At 44.7% G+C, this 24,413-nt stretch carries 22 protein-coding genes and 1 tRNA gene; 18 read left to right on the top strand and 5 right to left on the bottom strand.

Annotation, left to right across the window (positions count from 1 at the left end):
• Positions 1 to 66 precede the first annotated feature (66 nt).
• From glnA to xth, 4 genes are read left to right on the top strand one after another with little or no spacing between them, the layout of a single operon-like run.
• Positions 67 to 1,482 carry a type I glutamate--ammonia ligase gene (gene glnA / locus DCO16_RS06645; protein ID WP_173942922.1) on the top strand — a complete coding sequence of 472 codons (1,416 nt, stop codon included), beginning with the start codon at positions 67 to 69 and terminating at the stop codon, positions 1,480 to 1,482.
• 29 nt (positions 1,483 to 1,511) lie between these two features.
• Positions 1,512 to 2,627, top strand: coding sequence for a nitrogen regulation protein NR(II) (gene glnL, locus DCO16_RS06640; RefSeq protein WP_415836194.1), 1,116 nt, complete (start codon positions 1,512 to 1,514; stop codon positions 2,625 to 2,627).
• Positions 2,627 to 4,078, top strand: a complete 1,452-nt coding sequence (gene ntrC, locus DCO16_RS06635) for a nitrogen regulation protein NR(I) (RefSeq protein ID WP_173943802.1) — start codon at positions 2,627 to 2,629, stop codon at positions 4,076 to 4,078. The genes glnL and ntrC overlap by 1 nt, the downstream gene beginning before the upstream one ends.
• Complete coding sequence (gene xth / locus DCO16_RS06630) at positions 4,071 to 4,916, top strand: exodeoxyribonuclease III (RefSeq protein ID WP_173942920.1); 846 nt, start codon at positions 4,071 to 4,073, stop codon at positions 4,914 to 4,916. The genes ntrC and xth overlap by 8 nt, the downstream gene beginning before the upstream one ends.
• Positions 4,917 to 4,939: 23 nt before the next feature.
• Here xth and DCO16_RS06625 read toward each other — a convergent pair whose 3' ends face one another.
• Positions 4,940 to 7,072: a M3 family metallopeptidase gene (locus DCO16_RS06625; protein ID WP_173942919.1), complete on the bottom strand. Its 2,133-nt coding sequence runs from the start codon at positions 7,070 to 7,072 to the stop codon at positions 4,940 to 4,942.
• Positions 7,073 to 7,191: 119 nt separating this feature from the next.
• On the opposite strand from DCO16_RS06625, the gene DCO16_RS06620 reads away from it, so the two are divergent.
• From DCO16_RS06620 to DCO16_RS06600, 5 genes are all read left to right on the top strand, one after another.
• Positions 7,192 to 7,800 carry a glutathione S-transferase gene (locus DCO16_RS06620; protein WP_173942918.1) on the top strand — a complete coding sequence of 203 codons (609 nt, stop codon included), beginning with the start codon at positions 7,192 to 7,194 and terminating at the stop codon, positions 7,798 to 7,800.
• A 248-nt stretch (positions 7,801 to 8,048) separates the two neighbouring features.
• Positions 8,049 to 8,933 (top strand): amino acid ABC transporter substrate-binding protein, encoded by an 885-nt coding sequence (locus DCO16_RS06615; RefSeq protein WP_173943801.1) that lies wholly within the window; start codon positions 8,049 to 8,051, stop codon positions 8,931 to 8,933.
• A 31-nt stretch (positions 8,934 to 8,964) separates the two neighbouring features.
• Complete coding sequence (locus DCO16_RS06610) at positions 8,965 to 9,753, top strand: amino acid ABC transporter permease (RefSeq protein WP_173942917.1); 789 nt, start codon at positions 8,965 to 8,967, stop codon at positions 9,751 to 9,753.
• An 11-nt stretch (positions 9,754 to 9,764) separates the two neighbouring features.
• Positions 9,765 to 10,433, top strand: a complete 669-nt coding sequence (locus DCO16_RS06605) for an amino acid ABC transporter permease (RefSeq protein WP_173942916.1) — start codon at positions 9,765 to 9,767, stop codon at positions 10,431 to 10,433.
• Positions 10,434 to 10,461: 28 nt separating this feature from the next.
• A complete protein-coding gene (locus tag DCO16_RS06600) occupies positions 10,462 to 11,196 on the top strand; it encodes an amino acid ABC transporter ATP-binding protein (protein ID WP_173942915.1) in 735 nt (244 codons plus the stop codon).
• 9 nt (positions 11,197 to 11,205) lie between these two features.
• Here DCO16_RS06600 and pcaC read toward each other — a convergent pair whose 3' ends face one another.
• The 3 genes from pcaC to wrbA all read right to left on the bottom strand — a co-directional run bounded on the left by pcaC (position 11,206) and on the right by wrbA (position 13,298).
• On the bottom strand, positions 11,206 to 11,583 hold the full coding sequence (gene pcaC / locus DCO16_RS06595; RefSeq protein ID WP_173942914.1) for a 4-carboxymuconolactone decarboxylase: 378 nt from the start codon (positions 11,581 to 11,583) through the stop codon (positions 11,206 to 11,208).
• Between the two features lie 689 nt (positions 11,584 to 12,272).
• Positions 12,273 to 12,665, bottom strand: a complete 393-nt coding sequence (locus tag DCO16_RS06590; RefSeq protein ID WP_173942913.1) for a DUF2069 domain-containing protein — start codon at positions 12,663 to 12,665, stop codon at positions 12,273 to 12,275.
• 36 nt (positions 12,666 to 12,701) lie between these two features.
• Positions 12,702 to 13,298, bottom strand: coding sequence for an NAD(P)H:quinone oxidoreductase (gene wrbA, locus DCO16_RS06585; protein ID WP_173942912.1), 597 nt, complete (start codon positions 13,296 to 13,298; stop codon positions 12,702 to 12,704).
• A gap of 39 nt (positions 13,299 to 13,337) precedes the next feature.
• Between wrbA and DCO16_RS06580 the strand changes: the two genes are divergently transcribed.
• From DCO16_RS06580 to DCO16_RS06565, 4 genes are all read left to right on the top strand, one after another.
• Entirely contained in the window at positions 13,338 to 14,186 is an 849-nt protein-coding gene (locus DCO16_RS06580) for a YihY family inner membrane protein (protein ID WP_173942911.1), read from the top strand.
• A 79-nt stretch (positions 14,187 to 14,265) separates the two neighbouring features.
• Positions 14,266 to 14,721, top strand: coding sequence for a CBS domain-containing protein (locus DCO16_RS06575; protein ID WP_173942910.1), 456 nt, complete (start codon positions 14,266 to 14,268; stop codon positions 14,719 to 14,721).
• 66 nt (positions 14,722 to 14,787) lie between these two features.
• On the top strand, positions 14,788 to 15,903 hold the full coding sequence (gene aroC / locus DCO16_RS06570; protein ID WP_173942909.1) for a chorismate synthase: 1,116 nt from the start codon (positions 14,788 to 14,790) through the stop codon (positions 15,901 to 15,903).
• Between the two features lie 14 nt (positions 15,904 to 15,917).
• Positions 15,918 to 17,069 (top strand): MFS transporter, encoded by a 1,152-nt coding sequence (locus tag DCO16_RS06565; protein ID WP_173942908.1) that lies wholly within the window; start codon positions 15,918 to 15,920, stop codon positions 17,067 to 17,069.
• Here DCO16_RS06565 and DCO16_RS06560 read toward each other — a convergent pair.
• Entirely contained in the window at positions 17,061 to 18,731 is a 1,671-nt protein-coding gene (locus DCO16_RS06560; protein WP_173942907.1) for an electron transfer flavoprotein-ubiquinone oxidoreductase, read from the bottom strand. The genes DCO16_RS06565 and DCO16_RS06560 overlap by 9 nt on opposite strands.
• A gap of 203 nt (positions 18,732 to 18,934) precedes the next feature.
• On the opposite strand from DCO16_RS06560, the gene DCO16_RS06555 reads away from it, so the two are divergent.
• The 5 genes from DCO16_RS06555 to DCO16_RS06535 all read left to right on the top strand — a co-directional run bounded on the left by DCO16_RS06555 (position 18,935) and on the right by DCO16_RS06535 (position 24,382).
• Positions 18,935 to 19,633 (top strand): CoA transferase subunit A, encoded by a 699-nt coding sequence (locus DCO16_RS06555; protein ID WP_173942906.1) that lies wholly within the window; start codon positions 18,935 to 18,937, stop codon positions 19,631 to 19,633.
• A gap of 34 nt (positions 19,634 to 19,667) precedes the next feature.
• Positions 19,668 to 20,318 (top strand): 3-oxoacid CoA-transferase subunit B, encoded by a 651-nt coding sequence (locus DCO16_RS06550; RefSeq protein ID WP_173942905.1) that lies wholly within the window; start codon positions 19,668 to 19,670, stop codon positions 20,316 to 20,318.
• Positions 20,319 to 20,360: 42 nt separating this feature from the next.
• A complete protein-coding gene (locus DCO16_RS11385; protein ID WP_173942904.1) occupies positions 20,361 to 22,211 on the top strand; it encodes an alpha/beta fold hydrolase in 1,851 nt (616 codons plus the stop codon).
• Between the two features lie 15 nt (positions 22,212 to 22,226).
• Positions 22,227 to 24,287, top strand: a complete 2,061-nt coding sequence (locus DCO16_RS06540; RefSeq protein ID WP_173942903.1) for a RelA/SpoT family protein — start codon at positions 22,227 to 22,229, stop codon at positions 24,285 to 24,287.
• An 18-nt stretch (positions 24,288 to 24,305) separates the two neighbouring features.
• Positions 24,306 to 24,382: transfer RNA gene (locus DCO16_RS06535), tRNA-Val, on the top strand.
• Positions 24,383 to 24,413 lie beyond the last annotated feature (31 nt).

The following is a 24,413-nucleotide window of genomic DNA, read 5'->3' as shown; positions in this document are numbered from 1 at the left end:
CCTGGAATAGACAAGGGTGTACGCCTTAAGTTTGAATTCCGCATTTAGTTAATAGAGGAGATTTGCATGACGAAGACCGTCGCCGATGTGATGAAGTTAGTTAAAGAGAAAGAATGTACTTTCGTTGATTTTCGCTTTGTAGATACAAAGGGTAAGGAGCAGCACACAACGGTACCTATTTCGCATTTTGACGAAGATAAATTTGAGAGTGGTCATGCATTTGACGGCTCTTCTATTGCTGGCTGGAAAGGAATTGAAGCATCTGACATGCTTTTAATGCCTGATCCAACTGCATGCTATATCGATCCATTTTATGAAGAGCCAACACTCGTTATTACCTGTGATGTGATTGAGCCATCCGATGGCAAAGGTTACGACCGGGATCCACGCTCTATTGCGAAGCGTGCTGAGTCATATCTCAAAAGTACCGGTTTAGGCGATACAGCCTATTTTGGCCCAGAGCCAGAATTTTTTATCTTTGATGGCGTCCGTTGGGGTGCTGATATGCAAGGCTGTTTTGTGAAGATTGACTCTGAAGAGGCCCCATGGTCTTCAGGCGCAGAAATCGAAGGCGGTAATCCAGGTCACCGTCCAGGTAAGAAGGGTGGCTACTTTCCAGTTGCACCAGTAGATACTTTCCATGACATGCGCTCTGAAATGTGTTTGATTTTGGAGTCATTAGGTATTCCTGTTGAAGTTCATCACCATGAAGTTGCTGGCCAAGGTCAAAATGAATTGGGTACAAGGTTTAGTACTTTGGTACAACGTGCCGACTGGACAATTTGGCAAAAATACGTCATCCAAAACGTGGCGCATGCTTATGGCAAGACGGCAACCTTTATGCCTAAGCCAGTGGTGGGCGATAACGGTTCAGGCATGCACGTTCACCAATCTATTTGGAAGAATGGTGAGAATTTGTTTGCCGGTAACGGTTATGCTGGCTTATCTGAATTCGCCTTGTTTTATATCGGCGGCATCATTAAGCATGCGAAAGCACTGAATGCGATTACAAATCCAGGCACAAACTCCTATAAGCGTTTGGTCCCAGGTTTTGAGGCGCCTGTAAAGTTGGCTTACTCTGCTCGTAATCGCTCCGCTTCAATTCGTATTCCGCACGTTGCGAATGCGAAGGGTCGTCGTATTGAAACGCGTTTTCCTGATCCATTAGCTAACCCCTACCTTTGCTTTGCTGCATTGATGATGGCTGGTTTAGATGGCGTACAGAACAAGATTCATCCAGGCGAAGCTGCTGACAAGAACTTGTATGACTTGCCACCAGAAGAAGATGCGAAGATTCCAACTGTTTGTGCCAGCTTAGAAGAAGCTTTGGCGGCATTGGATAAAGATCGTGAGTTCTTGACTCGTGGTGGCGTGTTTACTGACTCTATGATCGATGCATATATCGACTTGAAGATGGAAGATGTGACCCGTTTCCGCATGACGACTCATCCGATTGAATTCGATATGTACTACTCCCTGTAAGCGAAGGAGCAGAATTGAGCGCAGGTCTCTTGCGCAATTCGTTCAAAGGGGCAGCTTCGGCTGCTCCTTTTTTTCCGACATTGCTTGATCAGCTGCCAAATGCCATCGTGGTGTTTGAGGCGGAGAACCAACAATTGATTTATGTGAATGCTGCAGCTGAGTCAGCTCTAGATCTCTCTCGTAAATCACTTGAGGGTCAATCTGTTCATGATTTATTTGGCTCAAATGAATCGCTCAATCATATGATTCAAGAGATAAAGGCGGGGCATTTTTCTGCACAACGCCAGGAGATGGTATTGCATTCCCTTCCTGGAAGCATTCACCAAGATGCGATACCTGCCCATGTCGTGGTCGCTAGTCTGGAGGACCCAGCACTGATCATGATGGAGTGGTTTCCGATTGATCAGCAGCTGCGTAGTGAGCGTGATGAGCGTGTATCGCAACAAGTAGAGGCCAATAAACAATTAATGCGTAATTTGGCTCATGAGATTAAAAATCCTTTAGGGGGTATTCGTGGGGCAGCGCAACTTTTAGAATATGAGCTTCCAGAAAAAGGCTTACGTGAGTACACCCAAGTCATTATTAAAGAATCTGATCGTCTTCAGGATCTCGTAGATCGCTTGCTTGCTCCTCATCGTAAGCCGCATGCTATGGAGTCATTTAATGTTCATGAGGTTCTGGAAAGAGTACGTAGCTTAGTGCTTGCTGAATTTCCTAAGGGATTGAAGATTATTCGTAGCTACGATACTAGCCTTCCAGAAATACTAGGTGATCGTGAGCAGTTGATTCAGGCGGTATTAAATATTGCCCACAATGCGGCGCAAGCACTTTCTAGTGAAATTCGGGAAGGCATTGCTCAAATAGAGCTTAAAACTCGAGTAGCTCGATCTGTAACGATTTCAAAACAGCGCTATAAGATGGCGATGGATTTACATGTCATCGATAACGGGCCTGGTGTAGCAGAAGATATTCGTGAGCGCATTTTTTTCCCATTAGTTTCAGGTAGAGAAGGCGGTAGCGGTCTCGGTTTAACCTTAGCGCAAACTTTTGTGCAGCAACACCAGGGCTTCATTGCCTGTGAGAGCAGTCCTGGTCGGACTGATTTTCATATCCAAATTCCATATCGTAGGCAGGAGAAATCATGATGAAAACAGTTTGGATCGTGGATGATGATCAGTCCATTCGCTGGGTACTAGAAAAGGCGCTGACTCGTGAAAATATTCCCCATAAAAGTTTCTCTAATCCGAATGATGTGTTGGATGCCTTAGAAAAAGAAGTGCCCCAGGTATTAATTTCTGATATTCGTATGCCCCGAGGCAATGGCTTAGACCTTTTGCAGAATGTTAAAGAGACTCACCCTTTGCTACCTATCATTATCATGACTGCATATTCAGATTTAGACTCTGCGGTATCAGCTTTGCAAGGAGGCGCATTTGAGTACCTTACTAAGCCGTTCGATATCAATAAAGCAATAGAGCTGATTCGTCGCGCCATCGAGCAGGGCGAGCGCAATCAGTCTAGCAGTAAGGATGTAAATGGCTGGAGACAGGACTCTACAGAGATCATTGGTCAAGCGCCAGCGATGCAAGAAGTCTTTCGTGCTATTGGGCGTCTAGCGCAGTCACATTCCACTGTTTTAATTACTGGCGAATCAGGGACTGGTAAAGAGTTGGTTGCCCAAGCATTGCATAAGCATAGCCCTCGTGCTAAAGGTCCGTTTATCTCATTTAGTACGGCAGCAGTACCCAAAGATTTATTAGAATCGGAGTTATTTGGTCATGAGCGGGGAGCTTTTCCTGGAGCTATGACTTTACGTCGTGGACGCTTTGAGCAGGCTGATGGTGGCGCTCTGTTCTTAGATGAGATTGGGGATATTCCTTTGGATCTGCAGACGCGTTTATTGCGTGCCTTAACGGATGGACACTTTTATCGTGTTGGCGGTCAAGATCCTATTAAGGCGAATGTCCGTATTATTGCCTCGACGCATCATCATTTAGAGGCACGGGTTGCTTCAGGCGATTTTCGTGAGGATCTTCTGCATCGACTCAATGTCATTCGCCTGCGTATGCCTCCATTGCGAGAGCGTGCTGAAGATATCCCTGTGTTAGCTCGCCATTTTATGTTGTCCTGCGCTAAATCCTTAGGCGTTGAGCCCAAGAAGTTATCTGATGAAGTTCTGTCGGAAATTGGAGTAATGCCGTTTCCTGGCAATGTCCGACAGTTAGAAAATTTGTGCCATTGGTTAACGGTGATGACTGCATCTAATGTAATTGTTGTAAGCGATCTGCCGTCAGATATATTGACTCAAGCTAATGAGCAGCCCATGTTGTTGCAAGGAGATATAACAACAGCTGCTCCTAGTACACCAAAAGGGTATGTTATAGATTGGGAGACTGGCTTAAGTCGTTTGGCGGTGAAGATGCTTCAGGATGGCGAAGTCGAGGTATATGACGCCTTGTCATCTAAGTTTGAGAAGGCTGTTTTACAGGCAGCGCTTGAAGTTACCCGCGGAAGAAGAGTAGAAGCCGCGCAGCGCCTAGGGATAGGTCGAAATACGATTACTCGGAAACTGCAGGAGTTAGGCATTAATGACTAAATCTGTTCGCATAGCTGCTTGGAATGTGAATTCGTTGAAAGTACGTTTACCGCACGTATTAACTTGGTTGCAGAGCCAGGAAAAAGCACAGAAACCTATTGATGCACTATGTCTTCAAGAGCTTAAACTCACGGATGATAAATATCCTCATCGCGAGCTGGAAGATGCGGGCTACTTAAGTTTTTCAGCCGGACAAAAAACCTATAACGGGGTGGCTATTATTCTGCGTCGTGCTGCCTTAGCTCCCATGGCCTCAGACGTGGAGTCTGCATTTCTCAAGCCAGTCCGCAATATTCCTCATCATATCGATGAGCAGCAACGTATTCTGGCTGCGACAGTTTGTTTTAAGGGGATGCAGCCTATGCGGCTAGTATCAGCCTATTTCCCCAATGGTCAGTCGCCCGATAGTGATAAATTTGTGTATAAGCTAGCATGGCTTAGCGCACTTGAAGCCTGGCTGAAGAATGAACTTTCTCAGAATAGCCGCCTGGCTTTATTGGGCGATTTTAATATTGCACCGCACGACCTAGATGTGCATGACCCCGCTAAGTGGATTGGTCAAAATCTAGTATCCCCTCAAGAGCGCGCAGCCTTCGATCAATTAATTGGTCTAGGTTTAGCAGATTCTTTCCGTATGTTTGAGCAAGCACCCAAATCATTTAGTTGGTGGGATTATCGAATGATGGGCTTTAGACGTAATGCGGGCATGCGGATCGATCATATTCTTTTGAGTCAAGCCCTTCAAGAAAAATGCATAGCCAGCATCATCGATAAAGAGCCGCGCACTTGGGAGCAGCCCTCAGATCATGCCCCTGTCATCGCCGAAATCGAAGCATAACTAGGTTAACCGAAAGGTTGTGCTTAGTGCGCTACCAAGCCACCGTGACGCAACAAGGCATCAATACTAGGCTCACGCCCCCGAAAGGCTTTGAAAGATTCTGCAGCAGGGCGGCTGCCACCCACCTCTAAAATTTCTGTACGGTAACGAATGCCCGTTTCTAAATCAAGCACGCTACCAGTGAGCTTGGCAGCTTCTTCAAAAGCAGCATAGACGTCAGCAGACAGTACCTCAGCCCATTTGTAACTGTAATACCCGGCCGCATAACCCCCAGCAAAAATATGGCTAAAGGTATTAGGCCAACGAGAGATTTCTGCTTGAGGGATCACGTTGTACTCATTTGCGATAGCTCTAGACAGTTCTAAAACGGCGAGTCCTTGGGCCTTCTGAGCATTAAAGCTGGAGTGAAGGCGCCAGTCCGTTAATGAGAAAACAGCTTGGCGCAAGGTTGCCAAACCATTTTGAAAGTTTTTTGCGGCTAGGATTTTGTCAAATAAGTCACGAGGTAATGCATTCCCAGTATCAACATGGGCAGTCATATTTTTGAGTACTTCCCATTCCCAGCAAAAGTTTTCCATAAATTGGCTAGGTAATTCCACTGCATCCCATTCAACGCCATTAATTCCTGAGACACCTAAGGCGCCTACTTGGGTCAGTAGATGATGAAGACCGTGACCACTTTCATGAAAGAGGGTAATGACATCATCGTGGGTAATAGTGGGTTGACGCAATATGCCATCTACTTTTACGGGTGCTGCAAAGTTGCAGACTAAATACGCAACCGGCGTCTGAATTTCTCCATTGGGTAATTCACGACGGCCCCGAGCATCATCCATCCAGGCGCCACCACGTTTGCCCTGTCTTGCATAAGGATCCAAATAAAAGTGAGCCAGGATTTCCCCAGCTACATCGTTCACCGAGAAGGATTGCACATCATCATGCCAAGTAGGCAGCGATGCAGTCTTAATCTGTACGCCGAATAGGGTTTGAATAACACCAAATAAACCTTCTAAAACTTTTGGTAGTGGAAAGTATTGCTTTAATTCATTTTCAGAAAATGCATAGCGTTCTTGTTTGAGCTTCTCAGAAGCAAATGCAATATCCCATGGCTCTAAACCATTATCTAAATTTAGTGACGACTGAGCAAACAGTTTTAGTTCTTGCCAATCTTTTTCAGCAAAGGGTTTTGCACGAGTGGCAATATTTCTCAGGAATTGATCTACTTCAGGAACATCTCGTGCCATTTTTGGCGCTAGGCTCAAGGCTGCATAGTTGTCAAAGTTAAGCATGCGGGCTTCCTCATCTCGCAGCCGTAATTGAGACAGCATATTTTCAGTGTTATCCCATTCTGATTTACCATTACCAAATTGAGATGCTAATTCTGAGGCTCGAGTGACATAGGCCTCATACATGAGACGCCGTAAAGGACGGTTTTCAGAATACTGCATTAAGGGGTAATAAGAGGGGAAGTGCAGTGAAAATGCCCAGCCCTGTAGATTCTTTTGTTCGGCCAGATCAGCGGCTGCCGCAATTGCATCTCCGGGAAGGCCGGCTAACTCAGAAGTCTCTTGCACCACATATATAAATCCATCCGTGGCATCGAGAACATGATCTGAAAATGCTTTTCCAAGAACAGCTTGTTCGTCTTGAATTTGAGCAAATCGAGGTTTTTCTAAATCTGGTAGTTCTGCACCGCCAAGACGAAAATCTCTTAAGGAGTTTTCGATAACTTTTTTCTGCGCAATGCTGAGCATTGCAAAGTCAGCGCTGTGATTTAACTCTTTAAATTTTTGGTAGAGCGCAAGATTTTGTCCTAAGCTTGAAAAAAAAGCAGTCACTTTAGGCAGCATCTGCCCGTAAGCATCTCTTAATGAAGGGGTATCAGCAACGCTATTTAAATGAGAAATGATACTCCACGATCTACTAAGGGTTTCCGTTGCGTCCTCTAGAGGTTCAACTAAGGCATCCCAAGTTGCTGCAGTTGCTTTGCTGACTGCCTTGTCAACTGCTAATTGAGCGCGCTCAAGTAAAAAGTCAATGGCAGGCGCTACATTCTCAGGCTTTACTTCCTGGTAAGTAGCAATACCTTTACCAAAAGAAATTAAAGGATTTTTTTCAAGTTCAGGAGAGGGTAGGTGGGCTATAGTGGTAGTCATTCCTCTAGCTTAATGGACTGGGGAAAATTTTGCCAATAGATCCTCCAATTTTTAAAGAGTGCTGGGTAGCTAAACCCCCTTATCATCTAGTGGTACGCGATAGACAAGCCTAAAAAATTATGCTGCCCATTTTATATTCTTACCGAAGATGTCCTTATGCTATTAGAGCCCGTATGGCCTTAAAGTATGCAGGTGTTCAGGTGGAACATAGAGAGATTGTATTAAGAAATAAACCACAATCTTTGTTGCAAGTATCCCCTAAAGGAACTGTTCCTGTGCTGTGTGTTGATGATCTCATCCTAGACCAGAGCTTGGATATTATGCTTTGGGCACTGCAGCTGTCAGATCCGGATGGCTGGGCAATAGTGGATCAGTCTATCGCTAAGGCTTGGATTGAGAAAAACGATGGGCCATTTAAAGCCTTATTAGACCAATATAAATATCCCAATCGATATCCTGACATTAATCAAGCAGAAGTTTTCCATACTGCCATTGAGCTCATGCTTAAACCTATTGAAGTTGCTTTACAGGCAAATCCATATTTAATGGGAGGAAAATTATCTTGGGTAGATGTTGCAATTTTTCCATTCATCAGACAATTTTCGATGGTTAATCCAGAAATGTTTGCACACCTACCATTACCTCTAACCCAAAGATGGTTAAGCCAACATCTTGAATCAGAACTGTTTCATTCGGTAATGCATCAAAATCCAAGCTGGGTAGACTAAGCTTTAGAATATTTCAAGCTGTGGCCTATCAAAGGAAAGTATTTCTAGCCTTTAATAGCTAGCTACTCAGATAGCACCTGGCGGGCGCTTTAATGGTAAATAAAAAGACTCATGATTAAGGGTTTATACGCAGAATTGAATGATTTGGCATGCATATTAGATTATCTATAGATATACTGTTTAGAGTTTTTGATATTAATAAAATATAGGAGATATTCGTGAAAAGTAAAAAGCTTGCCAATAGCTGTATGGTAGCTGCAGCCTTGTTGTTCGGGGCTGTGAATGCCTACGCCGCTAGTCCCACTTTAGATAAGATGAAGTCATCAGGTGCTGTAACAATGGGTGTGCGTGAATCATCTATTCCAATGTCCTACACAACAGGCGATAGTCGCTTTGATGGCTACCATGTCGAGGTTTGCCGTATGATTTTGGCAGACATTAAGAGTAATCTAGGCTTGAGTACGCTACGTATTAATTATCAGCCTGTTACTTCTCAAAATCGTGTGCCTTTAGTGCAAAATGGTACAGTAGATATTGAGTGTGGCACAACTACAAATAATGCTAATCGTGCAAAGGATGTTGGATTTGCAAATACGCTTTATGTTGAGGAAGTGAGAATTGCAGTGAAGGCGAATTCCGGCATTAACTCTATTTCGCAATTAGCTGGTAAGAAAGTTGCTACCACCACTGGTACAACGTCAGTTCAGCTACTTCGCAAACATGAAAAAGCCAACGGCGTGAATTTTGACGAAGTATTTGGCAAGGATCATGCGGACAGTTTTCTGTTGTTAGAGTCTGGCCGTGCCGATGCCTTTGTGATGGATGGCTCTATTCTGGCTGGTAATATTGCGAACTCTAAAAATCCTAAGGATTTCAAAATTGTTGGCGAGGTATTGGCTACAGAGCCGATTGCGATTATGGTTCCAAGAAATGATCCGGAATTTAAAGCGGCAGTCAACGCTGCAATTGCAAAGATTGTTGCTAATGGCAGCATGCCTAAGTTGTGGGATAAATGGTTTTTAAAGCCTATTCCACCTAAAAATGCGGTTGTTGGCCTTGAGCTTTCACCTGCCACTAAGAATGCTTGGGCAAACTTAAATGATAGACCGGCTGAGGACTATGCCAAGAAATAAGCTTCATTAATTTTGAAATTGAGTTATTAATATGGCATTTGATTTCGGTGTTTTTTGTAAAAACACCTTAGATGGAGAAGTGGTGGATCACTGCTTCTCCGCTATTTTTGGGTTAGCTCAAAATGCAGATCCAAGTTATCTAGATTGGCTGATGAAAGCTTGGGCTTGGACCTTAGCGGTCGCTGGCTTAAGCTTAGTTATTGCGCTTATTTTAGGTGTCCTGATGGGCACATTACGCACTATCCCACCCAATAGTATTTTGAATAAGTCCTTAGTGCGACTTTCTACTGCATGGGTAGAGCTTTTTAGAAATATTCCTATTTTGGTTCAGGTGTTCCTTTGGTATCATGTTATACCTGCCTTTGTTTTGCCTCTTAAAGCATTGCCCTCCTATTGTTTAGTAAGCATTGCTTTGGGATTTTTTACTTCCGCACGCATTGCTGAGCAGGTGAGGGCGGGCATTCAAGCTCTACCTAGCGGCCAAGCATCTGCAGCTATTGCCTTGGGATTTACTACTTCCCAATCTTATCGATTTGTCATACTCCCAATGGCACTGCGTATTGTGATTCCTCCTTTGACATCGGAGAGTATGAATCTCGTCAAAAATTCTTCCGTAGCCTTTGCAGTTTCTGTCCCCGAGTTAACTTTATTTGCAATGCAAGCGCAGGAAGAAACCTCAAGAGGGGTTGAAATTTATCTTGCGGTAACACTTCTGTACGCACTCACGGCGTTTTCGGTCAATCGAGTTATGGCGCTAATTGAAAGACGCACTCGCGTCCCTGGCTTTATTGTGTCTAATGATGCAAGCCTTGCGCACTAGAGATTATTTCAATGTTTAGCTTAGATCTAGGCTTTTATAATTGGGATTTGTTTACAAATTACATTCTGAAAGGTTTGTTATTTAGTATTCAGTTAACCGTGATCGCCACTATTGGTGGAATTTTACTGGGAACAGTGCTGGCTCTAATGAGGCTATCAAGCCGCCCCTTTTTAGTTTACCCCGCTACTTTTTATATCAATACTATTAGATCTATTCCACTGGTGATGGTAATTCTTTGGTTTTTTCTTCTTATCCCTATGTTGCTTGGTAAGCCAATCGGTGCAGATCTTTCGGCCACGATTACTTTTATTGCTTTTGAAGCTGCTTTTTTTGCTGAAATTGTCCGTGCTGGCATTCAGTCTGTTCCTCGGGGTCAAAGTGATGCTGCTAAAGCAATGGGAATGAACTATGGTCAAAATATGCGCTTGATTGTTTTGCCACAAGCTTTTAGAAATATGATTCCGGTCTTTATGACGCAGACCATTATTTTGTTTCAGGATACCTCTTTGGTTTATGCTATTGGCGCATATGATTTGCTTAAAGGATTTGAGATTGCGGGTAAAAATTTCGGACGACCAATCGAAACATACCTCTTGGCTGCAGTAGCCTACTTTTTAATTTGTTTTTCTCTATCAAAATTAGTACGTAAGATTCAGGCTAAAGTGGCCATTATTCGCTAAATCCTTTTTTGAAATAAGATAATTCATCATGATTGAACTTCGTAATGTTTCAAAATGGTATGGAGCTTTTCAGGTCCTTACAGACTGCTCAACATCAATTAAAAAAGGTGAGGTTGTGGTCATTTGTGGCCCATCAGGCTCTGGTAAATCTACTTTGATTAAAGCTATTAACGCTTTAGAGCCTTTCCAGTCTGGAGAAATTATCGTCGATGGAATTAGTTTGGGAGACCCAAAAACAAATCTACCAAAGCTCAGAGCTCGGGTAGGTATGGTATTTCAGCACTTTGAGCTTTTCCCACATTTGAGCGTGACAGAAAATTTAACGATTGCACAAATCAAAGTATTAGGTAGATCTGTAGATGAGGCTCAAGCACAAGGCTTGAGGTATCTTGATCGAGTAGGTTTGATCGCACAAAAGGATAAGTTTCCAGGTCAGCTATCAGGCGGGCAACAGCAACGTGTTGCGATTGCGCGCGCTTTATGCATGGATCCTATTGTGATGCTATTTGATGAGCCAACATCCGCATTAGATCCTGAGATGGTTGGTGAAGTTCTCGATGTGATGGTAGGACTTGCGAACGATGGTATGACAATGTGTTGTGTCACCCATGAAATGGGTTTTGCTCGAAAGGTAAGCAATCGAGTCATTTTTATGGATCATGGCAAGATTATTGAGGATTGCAGCAAAGATGATTTTTTTGGAGACCCCGATGCACGGTCTCCAAGAGCCAAGGATTTCTTATCTAAAATACTTGCACATTGATGATCATCATCAGATACTCATTTCGGCAAATACTTCTTTAGCACAACGAAAGCTATCAATTGCTGCGGGTACTCCACAGTAAATTGCTGTCTGTAAAAAGATCTCCTGAATATCCTCTTTGCTAAGACCGTTATTAATAGCGCCTCTGACATGTAGTTTTAATTCATGAGGACGATTTAAGGCGGTAAGCATCGAGAGATTAATAATGCTCCGGGTACGTCGATCAAGTCCAGGACGATTCCAGATTTCATTCCAGCAGTACTCGGTAACTAGCTCTTGCATGGGCATATTGAAAGCATCGGCGTTCTTGATCGAGTTATCTACATACTCTGCGCCCAATACTTCACGGCGGGTTTTGAGGCCTTTTTCAAAGGATTCTTTATTCATGATTTCTCCTGGAAGGTGTTGATAAGTGTCAGTTCCTGTAATGACTAACAATATATTGCCACTATCGTCTTAGCGATAGCCATTATTTCGATATTGGAAGCCTGCCGTGACCGCGAGTATCTTAGGCTTTATTTATTTGAATCAAAATGAGACCAAAGAGTTTGCTCCCTAGGCGATCAACTAGGCCAAAGCCTTATTAAAAGCCTTGTAATCGAGGCTATGGAGGCAGCTGCAGATCATTGGGCAAGTCAGTCTAAATAGCGGCTTAAAGCTTAAGATTTGAGTGCCAAAGAAAAAACCCCAAGAATTAGCTACTCCAGATAGCTCTTTTGGGGTTTTGTTTATGGCAGAAATTGCTGCCTTCTTGGTGTTTATTCCGGGTGAAAATTATTGCTCGCCATGAAGCTAATGGTGCGTTCGAAGCCCAGAATTCGGATATATCGCCAGGCAATGTCGCGGTACTTGCTATCCAAGTAGCCAATTGCCACCTCTGGGTCAGTCCTCTTTGACAAATCAATCTGTTGAATTGCGCGGGCCCAGCGTTTTAGTCTTGTTGACATATTTGTCTCCTATATGGGCATACAACGCCTATAAAAGTGACTGTGATGACAAGAAACACAAATTTATTTAAATAAATTACCCCACATAGCTCAATTTGGCTAAAAATGGCATTTTCTTGCTCAAAAAGCTTATATCTCCTTTTTCGCCTGTTCTTTTTTCAAGGCTTTGGCTCTAGCTTTGATAGGCTTAAGGAAAAGTAGCAAGCAAACAAATCCTATGGTTCCTAGGGCAGTTTCTAGGGCTGCCAACCAAAAATTAGCCCCCGTCTCCAAAATACGGACTAAACCTTCGGTGATGTAGAGCAGAACCAGCATGGAAGCCCATTGCATGGTGTAAACATTGCCCTTCCATAGGCCAGGAATAGCAAAGAGCAGAGGTATTGCCTTCAGAATAAGCCATGAGCCACCTGGCCTCAGGGGTGAAATAAACCACTCCCAAGCAATGCAAAGGATAAATAGGTCAACAAAAGCAGCTGTGGCAATCAGTTGATAAGGGTTTTTGGAAAGTATATTTTTAAGCATCAATCATGACCTAAAGTAAGCTAGTTAACTGGGTATTCAGGCTAATTTAAGCGCAGTTTGCGCAAGGCGCTTGCCCTGGGCTAAGGCTAGGCGTTGCTCCTCTGCGCTAATAGGCGCACGGCCATCAGCATGGGCTAAATGGCTTGGACCATAGGGGCTGCCGCCAGAGTTCGTACTCATGAGGTCCGGCTCGCTATATGGGAGACCCAAAATAATCATGCCGTGATGCAGGAGGGGGATCATCATGGTGAGCAGGGTACTTTCTTGGCCGCCATGCAGGCTGCCAGTACTTGTAAAGACGCAGGCAGGTTTACCGATCAGGGCGCCACTGAGCCATTGTGCAGAGCTTCCATCCCAAAAGTATTTCATGGGGGCCGCCATATTGCCAAACCGGGTAGGCGAACCCAGAGCGAGCCCAATACATTCTGTAAGGTCGGCATATTCCACATAAGGAGCACCATCTGATGGCACTGAAGCCTCGGTTGCCTCGCATACGGTAGAGATTGCGGGTACGGTACGCAACCGAGCGCTGGCTCCGGGCACACTCTCAATACCCTCAGCAATCAAGCGCGCTAAATCTCGCGTGGCTCCGTAACGGGAGTAGTACAAAACTAGAATATCAGCTTGGTTCATTTTCTTTTCTCTGATTACTTATCTTTTATCATCGGGTGAATGCAATTTATACGTAACCCCCAATTATGGCTTGCTCTTGGAAAAGAGATTTGGGAGCGCAATCGCGGTCTCCATCTTAAGCAAATTGCAGCTAGTCTGGCATTCACCACTACCTTAGCCATCGTTCCCATGCTGACGGTCGCCTCGATCTTGATAGGTTATTTGCCAAGTGTAGTACGCATGAAATACGCCTTCCAAAGCTGGCTACTAGATACCTATATGCCTGGTGGATTAAACCAACAAGTATTTAACTACCTAGATCAATTCTCATCGCAAGCCAAGGGACTCACTTTTGTCGGTTTGGCTACCCTAGTGGTAACAACTATCATGACCATGGCTGTGATTGAAAGTGCTGTTAACCAAATATTTCAGGTGAGTCGCAGGCGCCCTCTTTTGAAGAAAGTAGCGATTTATTCTTCAGTCACTATTCTAGGGCCCATATTACTAGGTACCGGTGTCTACTTCAGTGGTCTGTTATTTAGCGCGGCTGAAGGGTGGACAGAGGCTTTAAGTTTTGGCTTCAGTTTTATTGCCACCGTCTTGCCAGTGTTATTAGCGATGGCGGTCTTTTCGGTGGCTTATAAGATTTTGCCCTATACCCAAATTCACTGGAAAGATGCCTTTAGTGGCGCTTTTTTTGCCACCATGATTTTTGAGTTGATGAAGTTTGGTTTTGGACTCTTTTTAACCCATGTCGCTTTTTATAATACCGTCTATGGCGCATTTGCCATCTTTCCTTTGGTGCTTATTTGGGTCTATTTGAGTTGGTGGGTGACCTTAGCGGGAGCGGTGTTGGTAGCCAATCTACCGAGTGTACGAAGTGGCCTCATTAGGGTTATTCGTTACTGAAAATTTGGATTTCAGCCTTGATTCTGCTTGGGTATAAGCATATATTGATTTGATACGAAATAAACGGCAGGGGAGTTATATGAAAGTTTGTGACATATTGCGCGTTAAAGGAAGCACCCTCTTTACGGTTGCTCCTGATACTGCCTTACAAACTGCTGTCTTGATCATGAGTGAACATGACATTGGATCTCTTGTGGTGATGGAGTACGAGAAGATTGTCGGCATACTGACTTTTCGCGAGGTTATTGCCGCCTTAGCTAAGCATCATGGGCAGCTCGATGGCCTCAGGGTTCAAACGGTTATGAATGCTAGCCCCCTGACCTGCAATATGGAAACTGAAATAAATGAAGTGCGGCGTATGATGCTAGTTGAACATGCTCGCTATTTGCCCGTGATAGACCAAAAAATGTTGATGGGCGTGATCTCTTTTTACGATGTGGCTAAAGCTGTTGTTGAAGCGCAAGACTTTGAAAACACCATGCTCAAAGCCTATATTCGGGATTGGCCCGAAGAAACCGAAAAAATATCCCCTTAAATCTAGTTAGGTAGCACCTTTACCTTCTCTTGGCAGAACACCCCTGACAGATGACATAATGTCGTTATGTCAGGAAATACTCTAGGTCTTCTTTTTACAGTCACCACATTTGGTGAATCTCATGGTCCCGCGATTGGTGCCGTGGTTGATGGCTGCCCCCCAGGTATGTTTTTGTGTGAAGCCGATTTACAGAGTGACCTCGATCGTCGCAGGCCGGGTACTTCACGTCACGTAACACAGCGTCAAGAATCTGACACTGTAGAGATTTTATCTGGTGTATTTGAGGGAAAGACAACAGGTGCGCCCATCGCTTTATTGATTCGTAATACGGATCAGCGCAGCCAAGATTACGGCAATATTTTGCAAACTTTCAGGCCGGGGCATGCGGATTATGCCTATCACTATAAGTATGGTTTTCGGGATCCACGTGGTGGTGGTCGTTCATCGGCAAGACTGACTGCTCCTGTCGTAGCTGCGGCTGCGATTGCAAAAAAATGGCTGCACGAACAATATGGCACTGAGTTTTATGGCTTTATGAGCCAACTTGGTGAAATTACTATTCCATTTAAAGATGCTAGCCTGATTGCAGGCAATCCATTTTTTGCTGCGAATGCTGAGATTATTCCGCAACTTGAAGATTATATGGATAGCTTACGTAAATCAGGAGATTCTTGCGGAGCGAGAATTGAAGTGCGGGCACGTCATGTACCGATTGGATTAGGTGAGCCTTTATTTGATAAATTAGATGCTGATATCGCGCATGCCATGATGGGCATCAATGCTGTGAAGGGTGTTGAAATTGGTGCTGGATTTAAATCCGTTTCACAGCGCGGAAGTGAGCATGGTGATGAGCTGCATCCCGATGGCTTTGCAAGCAATAACGCTGGTGGTACCTTAGGCGGTATTAGTAGCGGTCAAGACCTACGCGTCTCAATTGCCATTAAACCTACCTCTAGTATTTTGAGTCCAAAAGAGTCTGTTGATCTTGATGGCAAACCGATCACCGTGCAAACCAAAGGCCGTCATGATCCTTGTGTCGGTATTCGTGCAACACCCATTGCTGAGGCTATGCTTGCTTTAGTGGTGATGGATCATGCTTTACGTCATCGTGCTCAATGTGGCGATGTTACCCATGCGGTGCCTCCTATTTCAGCAGCGCGCCCTGGATCCACTTTAGACTAAGTGCACTAAACGATATGACACCTTCAGTGCGTTGGGCCTTCGGGTCCTTTTTCTTTTTATATTTTGCTTATGTTGGTTTGGTTTCCCCCTTTGCCAGCCTCTTTTTTTTGGAGCGCGGCTTTAGTGTGATCGAGATTGCGGTTTTAATGTCCATGCTGCAAATTACCCGTATTGTTGGCCCTTTTTCTTGGGGTTGGTTATCAGACTACCTCTCAAATCGAACGGGCATTATTCAGTTCTGCGCTTGTTTAGCGGCCATCGTGTTTCTCTCTATTTTCTATTTACAGAGTTATGCCGCTTTTTTTGTTTGGATGTTTGTCCTCCATACGATCTTAAGTAGCCTGATGCCTTTAGGTGAATCTGCAACGGTGCATGCCTTATTCAAAGACAACTCATTTGATAAGCGCTATGGACGTTTGCGTTTGTGGGGCTCGATTGGTTTTATAGTAATGGTGCTCTTTGCAGGTGAATTATTTCAGCGCAAAGGCATTGAGCTGTATCCCATCGTCGGTACGGTGGTTCTCATCTGTTTAGCACTAGTGACCTTCCGATTGCATGAGCCCAAGATGGAGCGTCGCAAGATGGTGAAGGGTGAGCTCTTGCTAGTCTTATTGAATCCTGATGTACGTTGGTTCTTGTTATCTGGCTTCTTTATGATCTTTGCCCATGCAGCCCTCTATGTTTTTTACTCCCTCTATTTAGCTGATCTTGGTTATAACAAGTTTCAAATCGGCTTGTTCTGGGCCTTAGGTGTGTTTGCCGAAGTCCTCTTTTTCTATTTTCAAAGCAAAGTGCTCAGCCGTTTAGATCCGGAAGTAGTTCTTCAGGCGGCATTTGGTATTGGCGTGATTCGTTTTGTATTGATTGCTTTTTTCCCGATTACCTGGGTATTGATTCTTGCCCAAGTAATGCATGCAGCAACATTTGGGGCTCACCATAGTGCGGCGACTAAATTGTTACAACGCTGGTTTACTGGACCACTACAAGCCCGCGGCCAAGCCTTGATGGCAACCGTCTCTTATGGATTGGGTGGAACCTTCGGAGGATTAGCAGCAGGGTGGTTATGGGATGCTACCGAGCCGCGGAATGTCTTTGTAATGTCTGCCTTAGCCTGTGGACTAGCAGGTATGGCCATTCAGAAACTTCGACCCAATAGCTTACATTGATGCGTAGTTTGGTCCACCGCCCCCTTCAGGTGTGATCCAAATAATATTTTGACTGGGATCTTTAATGTCACAGGTTTTGCAATGAACACAATTTTGCGCATTAATCTGCAAGTGTGACTGACCTTCTCTTTCTACATACTCATAAACACCTGCAGGGCAGTAGCGCTGCTCGGGTCCTGCATAAGTTGGGAGATTTAAATTTGTTGGCACCGAATCATCTTTAAGCTTTAAGTGCGCCGGTTGATTCTCAGCATGATTGGTATTAGAAATAAAGACAGAGGAAAGGCGATCAAAGGTGATCTTGCCGTCCGGCTTGGGGTAGTTGATGACTTGATGTTGTGCAGCCGGCTCCAAGCATTCATGATCAGCATGCTTATTATGTACTGTCCAGGGTACATTACCGCCAAAGAGCATTTGCTCAATCCCAACCATGAGCGTACCCAGATATAGACCCTTAGACATCCAGGGTTTGAAATTACGGGCTTGGTTGAGTTCGGTATGTAGCCAGCTATTTTTAAATGCACTGGGATACGCAGCCAAAATATCGGCAGAGCGATTTTCAGCAAGAGCAGCTACTGCAGCCTCTGCTGCCAACATGCCAGTTTTAATGGCAGCATGACTGCCTTTAATACGTGAGGCATTCAAAAAACCTGCATCGCAACCAATTAGTGCGCCACCAGGGAAAACGGTCTTCGGCAAACTGTTTAAGCCGCCAGCTGTCAGTGCGCGTGCACCATAGGCAATTCTTTTGCCACCTTCAAAGGTTCCCCGAATTTTGGGATGAAGTTTGTAGCGCTGAAACTCTTCAAATGGGGAGAGGTAAGGGTTCTTATAAGCTAGCCCCACAACTAAACCTACCGCAACTAAGTTATCACCTAAGTGGTACAAGAAAGAGCCCCCGTAAGTATCACTCTCTAGTGGCCATCCGGCGGTATGTACTACTAAGCCAGGTTTGCTTTTAGAGGGCTCGACTTCCCACAATTCTTTAATTCCAAGACCATAACTTTGGGGATCTGCGTCCTTATCCAAGTCAAAGTGTGCAATTAGCTGCTTACCGAGGTGACCGCGTGAACCCTCTGCGAACAAGGTGTACTTAGCACGTAATTCCATACCGAGTTGGAATTGGTCTGTTGCTTGCCCTTCTTTATTTAGGCCCATAGCCCCAGTAACAATGCCACATACAGCGCCTTGCGTGTTGTATAAAATTTCAGCTGCAGGAAAGCCGGGAAAAATTTCTACGCCGAGATTTTCTGCTTGCTCTCCAAGCCAACGCGTCACATTGGCTAAGCTCACAATGTAGTTCCCCTCATTCTTAAAGCAGTGAGGTAGCATCCAGTTCGGCACCTTCAAAGCGCTTTCTTGAGTCAGAAATAAGAATTCATCCTGGGTGACTTGGGTATCAAGGGGAGCACCTAATTCTTTCCAATTAGGAAAAAGTTCAGTGAGTGCTTTGGGATCCATGACAGCTCCCGACAAAATATGGGCACCAATTTCTGAGCCTTTTTCAAGGACGCATACGCTAATTTCTTTACCATTCACACTGGCAAGTTGTTTTGCTTTAATAGCGGCAGATAAGCCAGCAGGACCGCCCCCTACGATGACTAAGTCGTAGTCCATAGATTCTCTTGGACCAAATTGCTCGAGCAATTCCTGAGCATTCATTTCATTTCTCCAATATTTCTTTCAATAGGGCGCTAGGGGTAGATTCCATCTATTTCCCAGATTCTTGTTTACCGACCCTATAAGTGTAGTTCCAAGTCGATAATTAAGGAGACTTGCCGCAGTCTAATTGGCTCTTTAGACTAAAGCGTTATGATAGATATATTCACTCATTTAGTAATTTTTGCGCAATATAAGGATCAAACATGAATAAAATTTATCCATCAGCACTCGATGCACTTCGGGACATCTTGAAGGATGATCAAAAGATTGCCGTAGGCGGTTTTGGTCTTTGCGGTATTCCTGAGGCCCTCATTCAGGCTGTTAAGGATCTGAATGTACAAAATCTGACTGCAGTTTCTAATAATGCAGGGGTAGATGGCTTTGGTTTGGGTCTCTTGCTCAATTCTAGACAGGTCAAGAAGATGGTTGCTTCTTATGTTGGCGAAAATAAAGAATTTGAACGTCAATATTTAGCAGGTGAGCTGGAGTTGGAATTTACCCCCCAAGGTACTTTAGCTGAGAAATTACGTGCTGGTGGTTGTGGTATCCCCGCTTTTTATACTAAAACCGGTGTTGGCACGCTCGTTGCCGAAGGTAAAGAAGTAAAAGAATTTGATGGTGAGCGATACATCATGGAGCGCGCCATTGTTTCTGATGTTTCTTTAGTAAAGGCGTGGAAGGCCGATCGTTCAGGGAATTTGATCTATCGCCTGACTGCCCGAAACTTTAATCCAGTGGTAGCAATGGCAGGAAAAATTACCGTTGCTGAAGTAGAGGAGATTGTTGAGAACGGTCAATTAGATCCAGATGAGATTCATACACCAGGGATTTATGTACACCGTCTAGTGTTAAACACTACACCAGAAAAGCGTATTGAACAACGCACCTTATCAGCAGCCTAAATAATTAACATATAAGAGTAACGGAAAGATCGATATGCCTTGGAATAGAGATGAGATGGCGGCCCGTGCCGCTAAAGAATTAAAGGATGGTTACTACGTCAACCTCGGCATTGGTATGCCCACTCTGGTTGCCAATCATGTCCCCAAAGATATGGAAGTATGGCTTCAATCTGAGAATGGATTACTCGGTATTGGTGCATTTCCCACTGAAGCCACAATTGATGCTGATTTAGTCAATGCTGGTAAGCAAACCGTAACGACTTTACCTGGGTCCGCAATCTTTTCGTCTGCAGATTCTTTTGGAATGATTCGAGGTGGAAAAATTAATATTGCTATCTTAGGCGCTATGCAAGTTAGTGAGCATGGGGATTTGGCCAACTGGATGATTCCAGGAAAAATGGTCAAGGGTATGGGTGGTGCTATGGATTTGGTTGGTGGCGTCAAGCACGTGGTTGTTTTAATGGAGCACGTTGCGAAGAAAAAAGACGGCACTGAAGAAATCAAAATATTGCCTAAATGCACTTTACCGCTTACTGGGGTTGGTGTCATCAGCCGAATTATTACGGACCTCTGTGTACTCGACATCACACCTCAAGGTTTGAAGCTAATAGAGTTAGCCCTTGGCGTGACCAAAGAGGAAGTGGTGGCGAAGACTGGTGCCCCTGTGGATACATCGGGTATCTAAGATTTTTAGTAAATAGTGGAATAGTGAAATAATGGGATCATCATGACCGATCCCACCCATTCTTTTCACGCCCATAAGCAGGGTGATGCAAAGCATTCTCATCGTAAAGAAGTTTCTAATCAAAATCTATTACTGATTGCATTAGTCCTCACTCTTGGTTTTGCCGGAGTAGAGGTCACAGCGGGATATTTCTCTGGCTCACTTGCCCTCATGTCCGATGCAGGGCATATGGCAACTGATGCCGCTGCTCTAGGTCTGGCACTTCTGGCCCAAATCATTTCTAGACGTCCACCATCAGCAAAACATTCTTTTGGCTTTGGTCGTGCAGAAGCGTTAGCTGCTTTTGTCAATGGCATTGTGATGTTGGGTCTAGTTGCTTGGATTATTGGTGAAGCATTAACGCGTTTTAATACGCCCCACCATGTCGATGGAATAACAGTAACGGTAGTGGCAGCACTGGGTTTATTGATCAATCTCATCGTGGCATGGGTGCTATCGCGAGATAAAAAGAGTGTCAATACCCGCGCAGCTTTAGTACATGTCATGGGGGATCTCTTAGGCTCGGTTGGAGCACTCGTAGCGGGCGTGGTAATTCAGATGACAGGCTGGATGCCGATTGATGCCTTGCTCTCCATATTTGTTTCTTTATTAATTTTAAAGTCTACCTTTTCTATCTTGAAAGAGTCTTATCATTTTTTGATGGAGGGTGTGCCTCTTCATATTGACTATCTTGCAGTTGGCGATGATCTCAAAAAGGTACCGGGTGTTTTAGCAGTGCATGATTTGCATGTTTGGGAAATGTCCCCCAGTTTTCCAGCGCTGATTGGCCATATTGAAATTGCGGACCTATCTGAGTGGCCTCACATTATGTCGCGTATCAATACACTGTTATTGGACAAGCATGGTATCGATCACGTGACTCTCCAACCCGAGGAGATTGGGAAGGCACCTACGCATACGCATGACGAGTTAAAAGAAACTCATTCACCCAATGAACATAAAGAAACTACTCAAGCCAAGGAATCTGACGTCATTCATCAAGGCGATACTTTTTATGTAACTTGCTCGAGTAGCGATGGCTCGCATCGTATGGCCTATCACGCCTGGGGAAATCCACACAATCCTAAAGTGCTTGTTTGCGTGCATGGCCTCACTCGTCGTGGCAGTGATTTTAAAACCCTTGCAGAGACTTTGAGCCGGGACTATTACGTCGTATGTCCTGATGTAGTAGGCCGGGGAGATTCTGATCACTTACCTAATCCGATGCTTTACGCTGTTCCTCAATATGTTGCTGATATGGCTGCCCTTGTCCAGCAATTAGGTGTCACTCAAGTGGATTGGTTTGGCACCTCTATGGGCGGTTTAATAGGAATGGTGTATGCCTCTATGCCTCACAGCCCAATTCGCCGTATGTTGATTAATGATGTGGGCCCGAAAATTGAGCCCGAAGCAATTCAGCGTTTAGGTTCTTATGTTGGCCAACCTTTTGCTTTTGCTGATCGCGCCGATGCGCTCAATCGCCTCAATCAAATCTGTGCATCCTTCGGCTCCCATACGCCAGAAGAATGGGAAATTTATAACGGTCCGATGCTGGTTCAAAAAGAAGGGATGTGGGTAATGCATTATGACCCTGATATCTCAGTGCCTTTTGCCTCAGTTAATCCGGTGATGGCGAAAGTGGGTGAGATGGCAATGTGGCATGTCTTTAAAAAAATTCATATTCCTATGTTGATTGTGCGTGGTGGCGATTCTGATTTGTTGTCAGCCAATACGGTTGCAGAGATGTGTAGAGTCAACCCCTATATTCGCAGTATTGAAATTCCGGGTGTAGGGCATGCACCTGCTTTTGTCAAAGCAGAACAGATCGCCTTAGCTAAAGAATTCTTCAGTTAAGAACGGTGCTTGCTCATGGCAAATACTGAAAAAATTTCTGCAAACCTAAATGCAAAATTTACTGTCGTAGATGGATGGTATGGTGAGCCGGCTGACAATCATGCTGCTGGCACTCTACAAATTCTTCAGTCTTTGCATCTAGATGAGGCTACTTTAACTGCTGCAAGTAATATCGCTCGTACCCATGGCAAAGAAGCCCTTATTAAGTTAATTGGTGAAGAGCCAGCTAGACTATTGATTGGTTATCGTAGCTTGAGGCAAGCCCAAGCAAAATTAATCCGCAATGATGGTAGTCCTAGCGTAGTGGGGCAAGAAGAAATGCTCAGAAAGATGTTGCTCGCTTTTGGTAATGATTTGCGCGTCGTCCTCATTTATCTTGCTTCTCGCCTACAGACTTTGCATTGGGTAACGCAAGAAAATATATCGATGCCGCCATCGTGGGCGCAAGAAATTTTAACGATTGATGCCGCCTTAGCAAATCGCTTGGGAATTTGGCAGATGAAATGGGAGATGGAAGATTTAGCCTTCCGCATTCTATCGCCCGATATCTATCGTGACATTGCCCAGATGCTCGATGGTAAACGCGTTGAGCGTGAATCATTTATTGAGCACATTGTGCAGCAGCTCAAAGAGGAGTTACATGGCGCACGGATTGTGGGTGAAGTTCAAGGTCGCCCAAAGCACATCTACAGCATCTGGAAAAAGATGCAAGGCAAATCTTTAGACTTTGCGAATCTTTATGACGTCAGGGCATTTAGGGTATTAGTAGAAGACGTTAAGTCATGTTACGCTATTTTGGGTTTAGTGCATAACGTATGGCAGCCTGTGCCACGTGAGTTTGATGACTACATCGCAAGACCAAAGCCCAATGGTTATCAATCATTGCATACCGTGGTGATGAATGATGATGGAATCGCATTTGAGATTCAGGTGCGTACGCAGGAAATGCATCAACAAGCAGAGTATGGGCTTGCCGCACACTGGCGTTACAAAGAAGGTGCCTACGTTGGTGCAGTAGAACTGTCAAAGCCCAGTAAATCCTCTGTAAGTCCAGATCTAGACAATGCAAACAGTGGTCGTCAAACGGGTACACATAGTGCCGCTGTTACCTATGAGCGCCAAATCGCTTGGGCAAGGCAATTGATCTCCTGGAAGGAGGATGCTTGGGAGCAGCTCAAGCATCATGAGATTGATGATCACATTTATGTTCTCACTCCCTTAGGAAAAGTAATCTCCTTAGAGAAGGGGTCATCCCCCATTGATTTTGCTTATGCGGTGCATACCGATCTGGGGCATCGTTGCCGTGGGGCTCGCGTGAATGGGTCGATGGTTCCCTTGGATACGGCATTACAAAATGGTCAAACCATTGAAATTATTAGCGTCAAACATGGCGGTCCATCGCGAGACTGGATTAGCCCCAATCACCATTACATACGCTCGCAACGAGCGCGGACTCGGGTGCGTACTTGGTTTAATGCGCTTGATGACGAAGAAGCCGGTTCTGGCTCTAAGTCACTAGATTCAAAAGTAGAGCCGAAGATCGAGGCTAAGGTAAGTCCACCGACTCCTGAGATCGTTATTAAACAAAGCGCTCGCAAGCATGGTCAGGCAAGCGATGTATTGGTGGTGGGGGTGGATTCCTTGATGACCCAGTTGGCACGTTGTTGCCGTCCTGTCCCACCAGATGCAATCGCTGGTTTTGTGACGCAAGGTCGTGGGGTATCGATTCATCGCCGCTCTTGTAAAACCTTTAGGGGCTTATTAGAAAGAGCACCTGAGCGTGTGATTCAGACGGCTTGGAATGCAGCCTCCGATCAAAGTTCATCTGCAAATGATCTAAAACGGGTTTTTCCAGCGGATTTGGCAGTTACGGGTATTGATCGTCCAGAGCTCATGCGAGAGCTTTTTGAGATTTTGACAAGACAAGGTGTCCATGTGGTGGATTTGCGTAAGTCAGCAAAAAAAGGTCTAACTCAAATCCTATTAACGGTTGAAATTAAAGACTCTGAGGCCCTTAGGCTGGTTCAAAATGGACTAGAAGAAGTCAAAGGTGTCACTCAGGTACGCCGCCGGTGATAAACTCTATGGCGATATAGGCTCGTAGCTCAGCTGGTTAGAGCACCACCTTGACATGGTGGGGGTCGTTGGTTCGAGTCCAATCGAGCCTACCAACGAATAAAGACCCAAAAGAGCGCGGTTGCG

It is taken from the genome of Polynucleobacter antarcticus (genome assembly GCF_013307245.1).
GTDB lineage: Bacteria > Pseudomonadota > Gammaproteobacteria > Burkholderiales > Burkholderiaceae > Polynucleobacter > Polynucleobacter antarcticus.
This window is presented reverse-complemented; position numbering and strand designations above follow the sequence as displayed.

Coding starts and splice junctions, on each gene's coding strand:
- DCO16_RS06565 (WP_173942908.1), top strand. CDS start 15,918: ATGACACCTTCAGTGCGTTGGGCCTTCGGGTCCTTTTTCTTTTTATAT.
- DCO16_RS06620 (WP_173942918.1), top strand. CDS start 7,192: ATGCTGCCCATTTTATATTCTTACCGAAGATGTCCTTATGCTATTAGA.
- DCO16_RS06610 (WP_173942917.1), top strand. CDS start 8,965: ATGGCATTTGATTTCGGTGTTTTTTGTAAAAACACCTTAGATGGAGAA.
- pcaC (WP_173942914.1), bottom strand. CDS start 11,583: ATGAATAAAGAATCCTTTGAAAAAGGCCTCAAAACCCGCCGTGAAGTA.
- DCO16_RS06605 (WP_173942916.1), top strand. CDS start 9,765: ATGTTTAGCTTAGATCTAGGCTTTTATAATTGGGATTTGTTTACAAAT.
- DCO16_RS06540 (WP_173942903.1), top strand. CDS start 22,227: ATGGCAAATACTGAAAAAATTTCTGCAAACCTAAATGCAAAATTTACT.
- glnA (WP_173942922.1), top strand. CDS start 67: ATGACGAAGACCGTCGCCGATGTGATGAAGTTAGTTAAAGAGAAAGAA.
- DCO16_RS06575 (WP_173942910.1), top strand. CDS start 14,266: ATGAAAGTTTGTGACATATTGCGCGTTAAAGGAAGCACCCTCTTTACG.
- wrbA (WP_173942912.1), bottom strand. CDS start 13,298: ATGAACCAAGCTGATATTCTAGTTTTGTACTACTCCCGTTACGGAGCC.
- DCO16_RS06600 (WP_173942915.1), top strand. CDS start 10,462: ATGATTGAACTTCGTAATGTTTCAAAATGGTATGGAGCTTTTCAGGTC.
- DCO16_RS06625 (WP_173942919.1), bottom strand. CDS start 7,072: ATGACTACCACTATAGCCCACCTACCCTCTCCTGAACTTGAAAAAAAT.
- DCO16_RS11385 (WP_173942904.1), top strand. CDS start 20,361: ATGACCGATCCCACCCATTCTTTTCACGCCCATAAGCAGGGTGATGCA.
- DCO16_RS06555 (WP_173942906.1), top strand. CDS start 18,935: ATGAATAAAATTTATCCATCAGCACTCGATGCACTTCGGGACATCTTG.
- aroC (WP_173942909.1), top strand. CDS start 14,788: ATGTCAGGAAATACTCTAGGTCTTCTTTTTACAGTCACCACATTTGGT.
- DCO16_RS06580 (WP_173942911.1), top strand. CDS start 13,338: ATGCAATTTATACGTAACCCCCAATTATGGCTTGCTCTTGGAAAAGAG.
- DCO16_RS06615 (WP_173943801.1), top strand. CDS start 8,049: ATGGTAGCTGCAGCCTTGTTGTTCGGGGCTGTGAATGCCTACGCCGCT.
- xth (WP_173942920.1), top strand. CDS start 4,071: ATGACTAAATCTGTTCGCATAGCTGCTTGGAATGTGAATTCGTTGAAA.
- ntrC (WP_173943802.1), top strand. CDS start 2,627: ATGAAAACAGTTTGGATCGTGGATGATGATCAGTCCATTCGCTGGGTA.
- DCO16_RS06560 (WP_173942907.1), bottom strand. CDS start 18,731: ATGAATGCTCAGGAATTGCTCGAGCAATTTGGTCCAAGAGAATCTATG.
- DCO16_RS06590 (WP_173942913.1), bottom strand. CDS start 12,665: ATGCTTAAAAATATACTTTCCAAAAACCCTTATCAACTGATTGCCACA.
- DCO16_RS06550 (WP_173942905.1), top strand. CDS start 19,668: ATGCCTTGGAATAGAGATGAGATGGCGGCCCGTGCCGCTAAAGAATTA.